Annotated in this window: 15 protein-coding genes; 13 read left to right on the top strand and 2 right to left on the bottom strand. The window is 46.6% G+C overall.

All coding sequences use genetic code 11. The features are described 5' to 3' along the window. The first annotated feature begins 11 nt into the window (after positions 1 to 11). The 11 genes from BBI11_RS14055 to BBI11_RS14005 all read left to right on the top strand — a co-directional run bounded on the left by BBI11_RS14055 (position 12) and on the right by BBI11_RS14005 (position 9137). Positions 12 to 1130 (top strand): MBL fold metallo-hydrolase, encoded by a 1119-nt coding sequence (locus tag BBI11_RS14055; RefSeq protein ID WP_068464767.1) that lies wholly within the window; start codon positions 12 to 14, stop codon positions 1128 to 1130. A gap of 172 nt (positions 1131 to 1302) precedes the next feature. Continuing rightward, positions 1303 to 1563 (top strand): metal-sensitive transcriptional regulator, encoded by a 261-nt coding sequence (locus tag BBI11_RS14050; protein WP_068464762.1) that lies wholly within the window; start codon positions 1303 to 1305, stop codon positions 1561 to 1563. A gap of 159 nt (positions 1564 to 1722) precedes the next feature. Further along, positions 1723 to 2202, top strand: coding sequence for a DsrE/DsrF/DrsH-like family protein (locus BBI11_RS14045; protein WP_068464756.1), 480 nt, complete (start codon positions 1723 to 1725; stop codon positions 2200 to 2202). A gap of 27 nt (positions 2203 to 2229) precedes the next feature. After that, positions 2230 to 2595: a rhodanese-like domain-containing protein gene (locus tag BBI11_RS14040; protein WP_068464752.1), complete on the top strand. Its 366-nt coding sequence runs from the start codon at positions 2230 to 2232 to the stop codon at positions 2593 to 2595. Between the two features lie 18 nt (positions 2596 to 2613). Further along, positions 2614 to 2910: a rhodanese-like domain-containing protein gene (locus BBI11_RS14035; RefSeq protein ID WP_068464749.1), complete on the top strand. Its 297-nt coding sequence runs from the start codon at positions 2614 to 2616 to the stop codon at positions 2908 to 2910. Positions 2911 to 2955: 45 nt separating this feature from the next. Further along, on the top strand, positions 2956 to 3513 hold the full coding sequence (locus BBI11_RS14030) for a sulfurtransferase TusA family protein (protein ID WP_068464746.1): 558 nt from the start codon (positions 2956 to 2958) through the stop codon (positions 3511 to 3513). Positions 3514 to 3606: 93 nt separating this feature from the next. After that, a complete protein-coding gene (locus tag BBI11_RS14025; RefSeq protein WP_068464743.1) occupies positions 3607 to 4728 on the top strand; it encodes an MBL fold metallo-hydrolase in 1122 nt (373 codons plus the stop codon). 52 nt (positions 4729 to 4780) lie between these two features. Further along, entirely contained in the window at positions 4781 to 5008 is a 228-nt protein-coding gene (locus BBI11_RS14020; protein ID WP_068464740.1) for a sulfurtransferase TusA family protein, read from the top strand. 60 nt (positions 5009 to 5068) lie between these two features. Further along, the gene (locus BBI11_RS14015) at positions 5069 to 5845 is read left to right on the top strand and encodes a sulfite exporter TauE/SafE family protein (RefSeq protein WP_068464737.1); all 777 of its coding nucleotides are present in this window, start codon (positions 5069 to 5071) and stop codon (positions 5843 to 5845) included. A gap of 937 nt (positions 5846 to 6782) precedes the next feature. Continuing rightward, positions 6783 to 8891: a type IA DNA topoisomerase gene (locus BBI11_RS14010; protein WP_068464735.1), complete on the top strand. Its 2109-nt coding sequence runs from the start codon at positions 6783 to 6785 to the stop codon at positions 8889 to 8891. Between the two features lie 39 nt (positions 8892 to 8930). After that, entirely contained in the window at positions 8931 to 9137 is a 207-nt protein-coding gene (locus BBI11_RS14005) for a heavy-metal-associated domain-containing protein (RefSeq protein ID WP_068464732.1), read from the top strand. Between the two features lie 412 nt (positions 9138 to 9549). Here BBI11_RS14005 and BBI11_RS13995 read toward each other — a convergent pair whose 3' ends face one another. Next, positions 9550 to 10248, bottom strand: coding sequence for a Na-translocating system protein MpsC family protein (locus BBI11_RS13995; RefSeq protein ID WP_068464726.1), 699 nt, complete (start codon positions 10246 to 10248; stop codon positions 9550 to 9552). Between the two features lie 161 nt (positions 10249 to 10409). Between BBI11_RS13995 and BBI11_RS13990 the strand changes: the two genes are divergently transcribed. Next, positions 10410 to 10895: a DUF2243 domain-containing protein gene (locus BBI11_RS13990; protein WP_068464724.1), complete on the top strand. Its 486-nt coding sequence runs from the start codon at positions 10410 to 10412 to the stop codon at positions 10893 to 10895. 22 nt (positions 10896 to 10917) lie between these two features. On the opposite strand, the gene BBI11_RS13985 is transcribed toward BBI11_RS13990, so the two are convergent. Next, positions 10918 to 11556, bottom strand: a complete 639-nt coding sequence (locus tag BBI11_RS13985) for a protein-L-isoaspartate(D-aspartate) O-methyltransferase (protein WP_083389110.1) — start codon at positions 11554 to 11556, stop codon at positions 10918 to 10920. Positions 11557 to 11612: 56 nt separating this feature from the next. Here BBI11_RS13985 and BBI11_RS13980 point away from each other — a divergent pair, with 56 nt between their 5' ends. Then, positions 11613 to 12281 (top strand): peptide-methionine (S)-S-oxide reductase MsrA, encoded by a 669-nt coding sequence (locus BBI11_RS13980; RefSeq protein WP_237150281.1) that lies wholly within the window; start codon positions 11613 to 11615, stop codon positions 12279 to 12281. The last annotated feature ends 333 nt before the right edge of the window (positions 12282 to 12614 follow it).

Below are 12614 nucleotides of genomic sequence, written 5' to 3'. Positions count from 1 at the left end.
GGGATTTCTGTATGACAGTCCAATTTACATCTGCTAAAAAAATCGCCGAAAAAGTAATGAACAACGAACCTGTTGCCATTCTTGATGTCCGTAGCACAGAAGATGTGGAGAATTGGCATGTAGAAGGCAGCCATGTTGAGCTTCATAATATTCCGTTCAATAAAATAGAAGAAAGTAGCGAAGAAATCAATAAGCTGCCGAAAGAAAAGCCGCTTTATACGATGTGTGCGAAAGGCAATACCTCGAAGAAAGCGGCAGAATACTTGCAAAATCAAGGATTTGAAAACGTTATTTCGATCGAAGGTGGAATGGCTTCTTGGAGCGAACAGGTAGAGCCCGTGAAGATCGGTGACTTGAAAAGTGGCGGAGCGATTTACCAATTTGTCCGTGTCGGCAAAGGCTGCTTGTCTTACTTGATCGAGTCGAACGGCGAAGCAGCGGTAATTGATGCGGCTCGGATGACCGAGCCGTATGAAACTTTCGCCAAAGAGCATTCGGCGAAAATTAGCCACGTGCTGGATACGCATCTTCACGCGGACCATATTTCTGGTGGCCGAAAACTGGCCGAACAATTCGGCGCGCAGTATCACTTGCCGCCGGATGATGCAGACGAAGTGGTATTCGATTATGAATCTGCTAAAGATGGAGCAACTGTAGAAATAGGAAACACTAAGATCAAGGCATTTTACTCGCCGGGCCATACGATCGGCAGTACTTCCTTTATTGTCGATGATGAGTATTTGCTTACAGGCGATATCCTATTCATCGAATCCATCGGACGGCCAGACCTAGCAGGGAAAGCGACTGACTGGGCGCAAGACCTGTACGAAACACTCCATGAGCGCTATGGCGATTTGTCGAAAGAGTTGATTGTCTTGCCCGCCCATTACGGCGATATTGAAGAAATGAACGAAGACGGCAGTGTCCATAAAAAACTCAGTGATTTGTATGACCAAAATGATGGCTTGAATATTGACGGAGAAGAGCGCTTTATTAAGCGCGTGACGGAAAACTTAAAAGAGCAGCCAAATGCTTATGAAGATATCCGCAAGACCAATATGGGGAAAGTTACCCCATCCGAAGACGAACAAAAAGAAATGGAAACCGGCCCAAACAACTGCGCGGTCTAAGGAATGCTGGCTATACAAGAGTCCCTGCTATATTGGCAGGGGCTTTTCATGATAAAATACCCTCAAGTAAAGCGAAAAAAGCTAGTGAGTTTTTCGTTTGACATCATACCCTAAGGGGTATATTGTAGAGCATAACAACTTCATTATATATTTTGAACAGGAGGCTTGTCTGATGGAATACGATAAAAAGATTGAAAACCGCCTCAAGCGTATTGAAGGCCAGTTGCGCGGAGTCATCAAAATGGTCGAAGCAGATGGCGAGTGCCGCGATGTAGTGACTCAGCTGTCAGCAGTTAGAAGTGCAGTGGACCGGACGATCGGCGTCATTGTCAGTGAAAACTTGCAGACTTGTGTACGCGATAGTTTAGAAAAAGGCGAAAGCACAGAAGACGTCGTCAAAGAAGCAGTCGAGCTTCTCGTGAAGAGCCGTTAAGGCAGGATAGAAGAAAAAAGACTTTAGCTGTTGACTTAATAGCATAGATGCTTTAATATACCCTATAGGGTATCAGAAAGAGTGCGGCGCCACTATAAAACGTTCTTTTTTTTGGAGAAAATTATACCCATAGGGGTAATTACTGGAGGAGTTTACAGAATGGCAGAACAAAAGAAAACCACCATCGTACTTTTTAGCGGAGATTACGACAAAGCAATGGCCGCTTATATCATTGCAAACGGCGCAGCAGCTTATGATCACGAAGTCACCATTTTCCACACATTCTGGGGATTGAACGCACTTCGCAAAGAAAATCCGCCAGCAGTCAAAAAAGGGCGCCTTGAAGCGATGTTCTCAAAAATGATGCCGCGTGGAGCGGACAAATTAGGGCTTTCCAATATGCAATTCGGGGGCATGGGGCCGAAACTGATTAAAAAAGTGATGAAAAAACACAACGCTATGCCTTTGCCGGACTTGATCGACATGGCTCAAGAGCAAGATATAAAATTGGTTGCCTGCACAATGACCATGGATCTTTTAGGCTTACAGAAGGAAGAGTTGCTCGATGATATCGTCTATGCAGGAGTCGCGGCTTACCTTGGCGATGCAGAAGACGGCAATGTGAACTTGTTTATCTAACTCCCAAACGTGGAAAGGATGAAGTATATGGAATGGTTGCTCTGGATTGCAATCGGGATTCTTGCTTATATCGCAATCTCCCGCTTTACTGCACCAACTAAAGGAATTAAGACAATGTCTATTGATGAACTAAAACCTGTACTAGGCAAGAAAGATAAGCAGTATATTGATGTCCGGACGCCGGTAGAGTTTAAAGCAAACCATATTAAAGGCTTCAAGAACATTCCATTGAATGAGTTGCCAAAGCGTGTGAATGAGCTGTCGAAGGATAAAGAAACATTGGTTATTTGCCAAAGCGGCATGCGCAGCAGCAGAGCGAGCCAATTATTGAAGAAAAATGGATTTACCCATATAGTGAATATCAGAGGCGGCATGAATAGTTACCGCGCATAATTAGAGGAGGAATTTACCATGAAAAGCATGACTACACAAGAAGTTCAAGAATATATGAAAAACAACCCCGAGGCGTCACTCATCGATGTACGCGAGACGGAAGAAGTCGCTGCAGGAAAAATTCCAGGAGCTGAGCACATCCCATTAGGTTTGTTGGAATTCCGTTTGCAAGATATCGATAAATCAAAAGAGCACATCATGGTCTGCCGTTCGGGTAACCGCAGTGGGCAAGCAACACGTTTTCTCGAAGACCGCGGCTATAACGTTATCAACATGGACGGCGGCATGATGAACTGGGAAGGCGACACGGAGTAATCTGCATATAAAAGGCATGGATCTGTAAAAGGAGGAGAAAGAGTAATGGTTCAAATTGATAGAGTATTAGACGCTAAAGGGCTGGCATGCCCAATGCCGATCGTGAAAACGAAAAAAGCGATGAAAGACTTGAGCTCCGGCGATGTGCTGGAAATCCAAGCGACCGATAAAGGCTCTACAGCTGATTTACAGGCATGGGCGAAGAGCTCAGGCCATGAGTATATCGGTACAGAAACTGAAGGAGACGTATTGCTTCATTATTTGCGCAAAGATGGCGTAAACAATGTGGAAGAGACAATCGAAATCCCTGAAGTCTCGCTTGCCGAGTTCCAAGCGCGCGTGGAAAAGGGGGATTCGCTGAACATTTTGGATGTCCGCGAACAAGAAGAATACGATGAAGCGCATATTCCTGGCGTCAAACACATTCCGCTTGGTGAAGTGGAAGCCCACATGAACGAATTGGAGAAAGATAAAGAAATCTACATCATCTGCTATTCTGGCCGTAGAAGTGCAACAGCGGGAGACATGATGGCGAAAAAAGGATTTGAAAATCTGTATAACGTAGTACCTGGTATGCGTGATTGGACTGGCAAAACCGAGTAATCGGGCCAGTCCTTGGCGCCAAGCCGGCCATTATACTTTAGGATCCAGCATATTTTTTTTACTAATAATAATACCCCGGGAGGTAATTGGTGTATGTCAGTAACAGCAATGACAGCGGCGCAAGTAGCCCGCAAAGTAATTGATAACAAACCATTGTTCATTCTGGATGTCCGCAACGGCGACGCATTTGCCGATTGGAAAATTGAAGGCGGCAATATCCAGTACTTGAACATTCCCTATTTTGATTTATTGGACGGCGTTGAAGAAGTCATCGATCAATTGCCAAATGACCGTGATATTTTGGTCGTCTGTGCCAAAGAGGGATCTTCCATCATGGTCGCAGACATGCTTGCAGAGGAAGGCGTAGAGACAGCCTATCTGTCAGGCGGCATGAAAGCATGGAGCGAGCATTTAGAGCCCGTTAAAGTCAGCAATCTAAAAGATGGCGGAGAACTTTATCAATTCGTTCGCGTCGGCAAAGGGTGCTTGTCTTACATGGCAATTTCGAACGGGGAAGCGGCAATTATCGACGCAACTCGTATGACGGATGTCTTCTTGAACTTCGCGCAGGAAAAAGGCGCAACGATCAAGCATGTATTTGATACACATCTTCACGCAGACCATATTTCAGGAGGACGCCACATTGCGGAAGCTACTGGCGCAGTTTATTACTTGCCGCCGGCTGATGCCAATGGCGTGACGTTCGATTACACGGCTCTTGAAAGTGGATTTGAAGCAGGCATCGGCAGTTCGAAAGTCGAAGCCCTTTATACACCAGGCCATACCATTGGCTCAACTTCGTTTATCGTGGATGACCAATACTTGATGACAGGCGATATCCTGTTCATCGACTCGATCGGCCGTCCAGACCTTGCTGGGCTTGCGGAAGACTGGGTTGGCGATTTACGTGAATCTCTTTACGAGCGCTACCAAGCTCTTGCTAATGAATTGACCGTATTGCCGGCGCATTTCATGATTATGGATGAACTGAATGAAGACGGCAGTGTCGCGAAAAAATTAGGCGATTTATTTAAAGAAAACCACGGCTTAAACATTGCGGATGAGCAGGAATTCCGTGATATGGTCACGAAAAACTTGCCCCCGCAGCCAAACGCTTACGAAGATATCCGCAAAACCAATATGGGCCAAATCACGCCAGAAGACGAAATGCAGCGTGAAATGGAAATCGGCCCGAACCGCTGTGCCGTACGCTAATTTGATCTAACAGCAAGTCACAATAAAACCCAATTTTAAAGGAGAGATTTTGATGAACGCAGATAAAGTACTAGACGCAAAAGGCTTGGCTTGCCCAATGCCAATCGTAAAAACAAGAAAAGAAATGAAAGCTATGGAGTCTGGACAAGTATTGGAAATCCAAGCAACAGACAAAGGCGCTTCAGCAGATTTGACAGCTTGGGCTAAATCAGGCGGTCACGACCTCTTGGAAGAGCAAATTGATGGCGACGTACTGAAGTTCTGGATTAAAAAAGGCTGAAACCCAGCCCATTAAAATAGAATTGTAAGTGGAATTGCTTTCCAGGGAAGGTGGGGTTTTATGAGTATTGATTTTATGATTGTTATTTTCTTGATCGGCTTTGTCGGTTCCTTCATCTCTGGGATGGTCGGAATTGGCGGCTCTATTATCAAGTACCCGATGCTGTTATATATCCCAGTTATGCTGGGATATACAGCATTTTCAGCCCATGAAGTATCCGGCATTAGTGCCATTCAAGTGTTTTTCGCAACCATCGCTGGGGTGTGGGCATACCGCGGAAGCGGGTATTTGAATAAGTCTCTTATCACTTATATGGGTGGCGCGATTCTCGTCGGGAGTTTTATCGGCGGATACGGCTCGACTCTCTTGTCTGAGGCCGCTATCAATATTGTCTATGCTGTCCTCGCGACCATTGCAGTCATTATGATGTTCATCCCTAAAAAAGGCTTAGATGATATTCCGGCAGATCAAGTGACTTTCAATAAATGGCTTGCCGCTGGACTGGCTTTTGTCGTAGGAATTGCGGCAGGGATCGTCGGTGCAGCAGGCGCCTTCATTCTAGTGCCAATTATGCTCGTGGTCTTGCGGATCCCAACTCGCATGACCATCGCAACGTCATTGGCAATCACGTTCATTTCATCTATCGGTGCCACGGTTGGTAAAATTGTGACCGATCAGATTTTATACGGACCGGCTGCTGTGATGATTGTTGCGAGTATTCTCGCTGCTCCATTAGGCGCAAAAATAGGACAAAAAGCGAACACTAAAGTATTACAGTGGATTTTATCGCTATTGATCCTAGGGACAGCCATTAAAATCTGGCTCGATATTCTGTAAAAAACGAAAGCTTCCGGCAGCTGCCGGAAGCTTTTTTTATCTTTTATGGCAGCAATAGTCACAATTCGAGAAAAGGTTCGTCTAATGTCTTGTCCCAGGAAGCGATTTCCCCACTAGCCGGTAACTGAATACAAAAGCAGATCCGTTTGAACAGTCTTCACACAACGAAATCTCCAAGCCGCCCGGCGTAAAAGGGTGAGCCGACGCAATAAGACAGATGCTCTTTCTGGCTTATTGCAAAAGGCCAACCCAAAGCCGGGCAGCGAATACCAAAACGAAGCCCGACTCAACTTCAAAAACATGTCCACAAGCAACCCCCCATTCTCTAGTTCTACACTAGACCCAGGAAGCGATTTCCCCACTAACCGGCAACTAAATACAGAAGCAGACCTGCCTAAACAAACTTCACACAACGAAATCTCTAAGCTGCCCAGCGCACAGGGTGAGCTGACGCAATAAGACAGATGCTCTTTCTGGCTTATTGCAAGAGGCCAACCCAAAGCCGGGCAGCGAATACCAAGACGAAGCCCGACTCAACTCTAGGAACATGTCCGCAAGCAACCCCTCATTCTCTAGTTCTACACTAGATCCAGGAAGCGATTCCCCCCACTAGCCGGCAACTAAATACAGAAGCAGACCTGCCTAAACAAACTTCACACAAAGAAATCTCTAAGCTGCCCAGCGCACAGGGTGAGCCGACGCAATAAGACAGATGTTCTTTCTGGCTTATTGCAAGAGGCCAACCCAAAGCCGGGCGGCGAATACCAAGACGAAGCCCGACTCAACTTCAAAAACATGTCCACGAGCAAACCTTCACTCTCTTCATTTAAACCCGCCTGATAAAGCATTTAACTACGGAAATACCAATCAGCTTTCATTTGGATTTCTCAGCGGAAAGAGTACAATGAAATAAAGAACACGGGAAAGGAAGAACAGCATGAAACCAGTAATTATAGCCGAAAAGCCGAGTCAGGCAAAAGCCTATGGCGACGCATTCAAAACGGTGAAACGGGAAGGCTATATGGAAATGGCGGCAAATCCGATCTTCCCGGAAGGCGCCTACATTACCTGGGGAATTGGCCACCTCGTTGAACTGAAAGAGCCAAAAGCCTACGACCCGAAATGGGGCAAATGGTCGCTCGCGTCCTTGCCGATTTTGCCAAACGAATACCAATTCCAAGTAGCGCGGGGCAAATCAACTCAATTCAATATCATCAAAAAACTCTTGAGAGAAACCGATACCGTTATCAATGCCTGCGATGTGGACCGCGAAGGCTCGAATATCTTCTATAGCATCTACCGGCAGACCGGCGTGCGCGGCAAACACATCAAACGGCTGTGGATCAATTCACTCGAAGTCGACGAAGTGCGAGAAGGCTTCCGCAATTTGCGCGACAACAAAGAAGACCTGCGTCTTTACGAAGAAGCACGGGCGCGCCAAATCAGCGACTGGCTCGTTGGCATGAACGGTTCGAGACTGTATTCCCTGCTGCTCCAAGAACGCGGCATACACGAAGTGTTTGCAATTGGACGTGTCCAAACACCAACTGTCTTTTTGATCTATCAGCGCCAAAAGGAAATTGAGGCCTTCAAGCCGGAACCGTTTTATGAAATCGAAGGGAAGTTCAAAGCGGCGAAAGGCAGCTATAAAGGAAAAGCCAAACTGAAAGCGAAAGAGCGCCAAAAAGCCCAAGAGCTTCTCGCTTCCCACGAGTTGATCGAAGGGAAAGCACAAGGCTTTATTAAACAATTAAAGACGGCAGAAAAGCACATTCCGCCGCAGCCTTTGCATTCTTTATCCAGCCTGCAGGCAGCTGCCAACCGCAAATGGAAATACAGCCCTCAAAAAGTGCTATCAGCCATGCAAAAACTCTATGAGAAGAAACTCGTCAGTTATCCGCGGACCGATTCGCGCCATATCACCTCTGCAGAATTCGGCTATTTGTCTGCCCAAGTGGAGAGTTACCAAAAGCTCATCGATGCCCCGTTTGCGATCGCAACAAAAACACCGAAAAAGCGTTTCGTCGACAACACGAAAGTACAGGAGCACTATGCAATCATCCCGACGAAAAGTTTGCCGACAGCTCGAAAAATTGAAGGCTTGCCACAAGATGAGCGAAATTTATACGAAGAAGTGATGCGCACGACGCTCGGCATGTTCCACCGAGATTACCGTTACGCCGAAACAAAAGTCGTGACCGATGTCAAAGGGCTTGAATTCCATACGACCGGCCGGACAGAGCTCGACAAAGGCTGGAAGTCTTTATTTCCGACTGCCAAAGAAGCGAAACAGGATCCGCCGCTTCCAGAATTGACCGTACAAGAACAAGTAGCGGCAGCAATCGCTATTGCCGAGGGCATGACGACTGCGCCAAAGCCTTATACGGAAGGGCAATTGATTGCTATGATGAAAACTTGCGGGAAGTTCGCGGAAGACGTAGCGGACAGCGAAATCCTCAAGGAAGTCGAAGGTCTCGGAACGGAAGCGACGCGCAGCGGTATCATTGAAACGATCAAGCGCCATAATTATATCGAGGTCAAGAGAAACATTGTTTCAGTCACTGAGAAAGGACGCATGCTGTGCCAAGCGATTGAAGGCAATTTGCTGTCGAGCCCATCGATGACCGCCAAATGGGAAAGCTATTTGAAGAAAATCGGCAAAGGCGAAGGCTCGTCGGAAGTGTTTCTTGCCACTATTGGAAAGTTCATCGAGAAGTTGCTGCAGGACGTGCCGGAGCAATTGCGCAGCAATGGAATGCCGGATGAAATGCCGTTATTGCAAGGAAGCGAAATTGCGATATGCCCGCGTTGTAAAAAAGGCTCGATCATCTCACGTAAAGGCTCATATGGCTGTACCGAACATGCCAATGGCTGCAAGCAATCTTTCCCAGCGGTGTTTTTGAAAAAAAGACTGACAGCTAAACATATCGAATACTTGTGTACGAGGGGCAAAACGCCGGTCATCAAAGGCTTCGTTTCGAAGAATGGCAAGAAGTTCAATGCTAGCCTGGAATTAGAAGAAGGGAAGTTGAAAATGAAGTTTTAACATTTCCCGGGAAATACACAGAAAGGAGAGATAATGATAATGAGAAAAATGACAATGTATGTAGAAGAAGCAAAATCAGACCGTCCGATTCACGAACTGGAGGATCTGCTGTTAAAAGAGCCAGGCGTTGAGCGGGCATTGATTGACGTGGGAGACGGCGAAGTCAAACTGGAGCTGGATGAAACGCAGGTTAAAGAAAGCCAAATTATCCGTCTCGTCAAAGAAGCAGGCTTTCACGTGGAGTGATTTCTTTGTCACCTAGTATATGTTCATGTACAATAGGGAACGTTGATAAGCAATAACTGTATATAGCAGGTCAAATGCCGCGGACTATAGCGCCGGAGGCAAAGCCGAAAAGATCTCTCTCGATAGGAAGAGGGTCCTTTTCGGCTTTTTTTTATAGGGGGGAAGCAAGAATGGGTTATTTTATAGATCACCGAACGAAAAAAATCCATCATAGCCAATTTGCAGGAGATAGTTGTGGCTTTTTGCAAACACCCATTGAACAAAGGGAATTTACAGATAAAGTGGAGTATGTGGAGGGCTTGTCGGACAAGGAGTATGAACATTGTCCCCATTGCCAAACTGCTCAATCCACTGTGGGGTAGATTAAATAACGTGAAAAAAGCCGCCCAGTTGGCGGCTTTTTTATTGAATTTCATTTTTTAGGTTCGAGTAATACCAGAATGTAGCTGGTATCTATTGAGAACTCCCAGTCTAGAAAAATTTCTTTAACATCCCGGCCGAGAAGTCCTGGAAACGACGTTTCTTTAAGCAGCAATCGTTTCTCGAGTGGGCGTTTAACCTGCTTAAGTTCTTTGACGAGTCCATTGTAAATCAGTTCGCGTTCAATCTCGACAAGAAAACCAACTCGTTTGATCAATAAAGTGCGGTCATTCAGCCAAAATAGCTCTGTGCTTTCGGGTTTTTTCTCGGCTTTTCGGCTTGCCTCTACTACCGATTTCTGAAGTGTTTCCGGGTCAGCATCGGACAGCCAGTCAAAATTGGCTGTGGCATCCCGGTGGTCCATAACACCGAGGAGCATGCCGGTCTGGCTTTCGAGATGCCAGTCGTAATAAAAAGTTTCCACTTCTTTTCCAGCAATCTTTGATAAAGCACTGCAAATATCCGGCTTCAATTCTTCAAAGAGCAACTCACGAATTTCCAACACGCGTCTGATTTCATTCTTCTGGAGCAGTATTTTTTCCGTGGGACTTAAAAAGCCTCTGACATGTATGATAACAAATGGTGGTTGCACAATAGCGAATACAGAAGTGGGGCCTTTCCCGAAGTGTTCGCGGATGAGAGTTGAAATATAGCCTCCAATTTCGCTTTGCATGGTCTTGGAATTTTGCACAGGGTTCGCCTCCTTGAATAATGAGATATGCATACCGAGTAGGATATGGTTAATTTTTTTAAGTGTACGTTAGGCGGAACAGGTAATCACGATTAATTGGCCCATGGAGCGGGTATAAATGGAAAAACGGACATGCACGGAATCCAAAAGGGGTGGATCGAATGGTTTCGGCGGAACGAAAGACGGATCTTACAACGGCAAGAAACCGGCGCGTCCACATGTCCCGGAATTTTTGGGCGGGCGTACTGTTCGGAGCTGGAATGTTTTCAGTGCTCGAACAAAGCATTTTCCATTTCTTTTTACAATGGCATCATTTCTACGAAGGCAATGGCCCCCAAGCGATTTTGACAGGTGAAGGAATCTACCAGGTCAGTGGCTGGGCAATGACGGTTTTGTCGCTATCAGTTGCTGCCGACTTGGCCAGGCGAAAAGCCTTTTGGCCAGCACGCTTTTTAGGAAGCGCCTTGATCGGTGGCGGCATATTGTTGATCGTCGACAGTCTGGTGTTCCGGCTGCTGCTAAATCTTCATACCGTTCGGGACATAGGTGACCCCGTATTCTATGAATCGCTATGGCTTGGGACAGCCGCTTTCTTGTTTTTACTTGGTTGGTCAGTTTTGCGCAATGCTTCCAAAGAGGACGATTAATGCCTCTCCATTATTCTATTCTCTAGTTTTCATACTTTCCCTTCAACGGGACAAAACGGACAGCTTCGAGAGCTGTCTTTTCTAATTTTCCATCGCTTGATTTGTCGATGGCCAGAAGATCTTGGCTGTTCTGCTTGCCGACTGGAATAATCATGCGTCCGCCGGGAGATAATTGATCGATCAACTCTTTCGGAATGTCCGAAGCGGCCGCAGTGACAATGATCCGGTCATACGGTGCATGTTCCGGCCAGCCGAGGCTGCCATCGCCCAGAAAGAAAGAAATGTTGCTAAATCCTTTCGCTTCGAGCCGTTTTTGGACGCTCTCCGCTAGCTGGGGAATGTTTTCGATTGTATACACTTCATTTGAAAATCTTGCCAGCAGCGCTGTTTGGAAACCGGAACCTGTGCCGATTTCCAGCACTTTGTGGTGTTTTTCGAGATCGAGGGCAATGGTCATTTGCAAAACGAGTGAAGGCTGCGAAATCGTCTGGCCATATCCAATCGGCAAGGCTTCGTCGCGCCCGGCATCTTGCTGGTGGCGATCCATGAACGACCGTCTGTCGAGTGAGTGGAAATAATCGACGATGTCCTGTCTGCGAGCAGTCATGAAAAAGCACCTGCTTTCCAGTGATTTATCGATCAGCTTGCTTGTTACTATCATAATGAAAAATAGCCCTGAGCACAAAGGAGGGCTATTGAGGAAAGGAGCTGGATATAGTGACAACAATAATCTCAACACTTGAACGGGAATTGCCAGATACAGCGGTACTTGAAACCGCAACTTTCGGGATGGGTTGCTTTTGGAGCCCGGATGCGCAATTTGGTTCATTGTCTGGAGTGATTCGGACACGGACCGGCTATGCAGGCGGCACTTCGAATAGTCCCACTTACCGCCAAATGGGGGACCATACAGAAACCATCCAAGTGGAATTTGATCCCGGACAAATTCACTTTGAAGAAATCGTCAGGGAATTTTGGCGCAGCCATTACCCGAATCGTGATGCTTATAAAGAGCGTCAATACATTTCCTTGATATTTTGGCAATCGGAAGCACAACGGCTCAGCCTTGAGAAGTTGAAAAAAGAAAAGGAACAGCAGTTGAACGAACCGGTTGAAACCGAAATCCGGCCGTTCGATGGATTTACCGAAGCGGAGGAGCGCCACCAGAAATATTATTTGAAGCGCTATCCTAAAGCGCTCGATCAATTGGCTGAACTTTATCCTGATGCCAGCTTATTGACTAGGTCGACTTTTGCTGCGCGGCTGAACGGATTTGTCAAAGGCTTCGGCAGCCGCCAACAATTGCTAGAAGAGATCGGTGAATGGCCGATTGCTGATAAATATCGAGCACTTCTTCGGCAAGTCTTACTAGAGCTGAAATGGTGATTCACTGAATATTCAAGGGGCTGTCCCACAATCCCCTAAAATAAAACAGATGGAGAAAAAGAATTTCTCTTTCTCCGTCTGTTTTTCATTTTTTCTTTTTAAACCGGCTGATGGGAATGGAGACGGCGACTCCAGCGGGAGCAGTGACTGAGCTAAGCGAAGGAGCGACGCGAGCCGAAGACCCTGGACTGAGCGGAGCGAGGGAAGCGGCTAAGGCCGTGCCCGCGGAAAGCGTCCGTCGAAATGGACATCAGCCTTTTCTTTAGAAGACGAAAAGGGACTGCCCCTTTTTTAATGCATAAGCAGGGAGAGCAGGGCTATGGAGCGAAATAA

It is taken from the genome of Planococcus maritimus (genome assembly GCF_001687625.2).
In the GTDB taxonomy this organism is placed as follows: domain Bacteria; phylum Bacillota; class Bacilli; order Bacillales_A; family Planococcaceae; genus Planococcus; species Planococcus maritimus.
This window is presented reverse-complemented; position numbering and strand designations above follow the sequence as displayed.

What these genes read in the sequence shown, in the direction of transcription:
- BBI11_RS14055 (WP_068464767.1), top strand. Translation starts at nt 12, where the DNA reads ATGACAGTCCAATTTACATCTGCTAAAAAAATCGCCGAAAAAGTAATG.
- BBI11_RS14050 (WP_068464762.1), top strand. Translation starts at nt 1,303, where the DNA reads ATGGAATACGATAAAAAGATTGAAAACCGCCTCAAGCGTATTGAAGGC.
- BBI11_RS14045 (WP_068464756.1), top strand. Translation starts at nt 1,723, where the DNA reads ATGGCAGAACAAAAGAAAACCACCATCGTACTTTTTAGCGGAGATTAC.
- BBI11_RS14040 (WP_068464752.1), top strand. Translation starts at nt 2,230, where the DNA reads ATGGAATGGTTGCTCTGGATTGCAATCGGGATTCTTGCTTATATCGCA.
- BBI11_RS14035 (WP_068464749.1), top strand. Translation starts at nt 2,614, where the DNA reads ATGAAAAGCATGACTACACAAGAAGTTCAAGAATATATGAAAAACAAC.
- BBI11_RS14030 (WP_068464746.1), top strand. Translation starts at nt 2,956, where the DNA reads ATGGTTCAAATTGATAGAGTATTAGACGCTAAAGGGCTGGCATGCCCA.
- BBI11_RS14025 (WP_068464743.1), top strand. Translation starts at nt 3,607, where the DNA reads ATGTCAGTAACAGCAATGACAGCGGCGCAAGTAGCCCGCAAAGTAATT.
- BBI11_RS14020 (WP_068464740.1), top strand. Translation starts at nt 4,781, where the DNA reads ATGAACGCAGATAAAGTACTAGACGCAAAAGGCTTGGCTTGCCCAATG.
- BBI11_RS14015 (WP_068464737.1), top strand. Translation starts at nt 5,069, where the DNA reads ATGAGTATTGATTTTATGATTGTTATTTTCTTGATCGGCTTTGTCGGT.
- BBI11_RS14010 (WP_068464735.1), top strand. Translation starts at nt 6,783, where the DNA reads ATGAAACCAGTAATTATAGCCGAAAAGCCGAGTCAGGCAAAAGCCTAT.
- BBI11_RS14005 (WP_068464732.1), top strand. Translation starts at nt 8,931, where the DNA reads ATGAGAAAAATGACAATGTATGTAGAAGAAGCAAAATCAGACCGTCCG.
- BBI11_RS13990 (WP_068464724.1), top strand. Translation starts at nt 10,410, where the DNA reads ATGGTTTCGGCGGAACGAAAGACGGATCTTACAACGGCAAGAAACCGG.
- BBI11_RS13985 (WP_083389110.1), bottom strand. Translation starts at nt 11,556, where the DNA reads ATGATAGTAACAAGCAAGCTGATCGATAAATCACTGGAAAGCAGGTGC.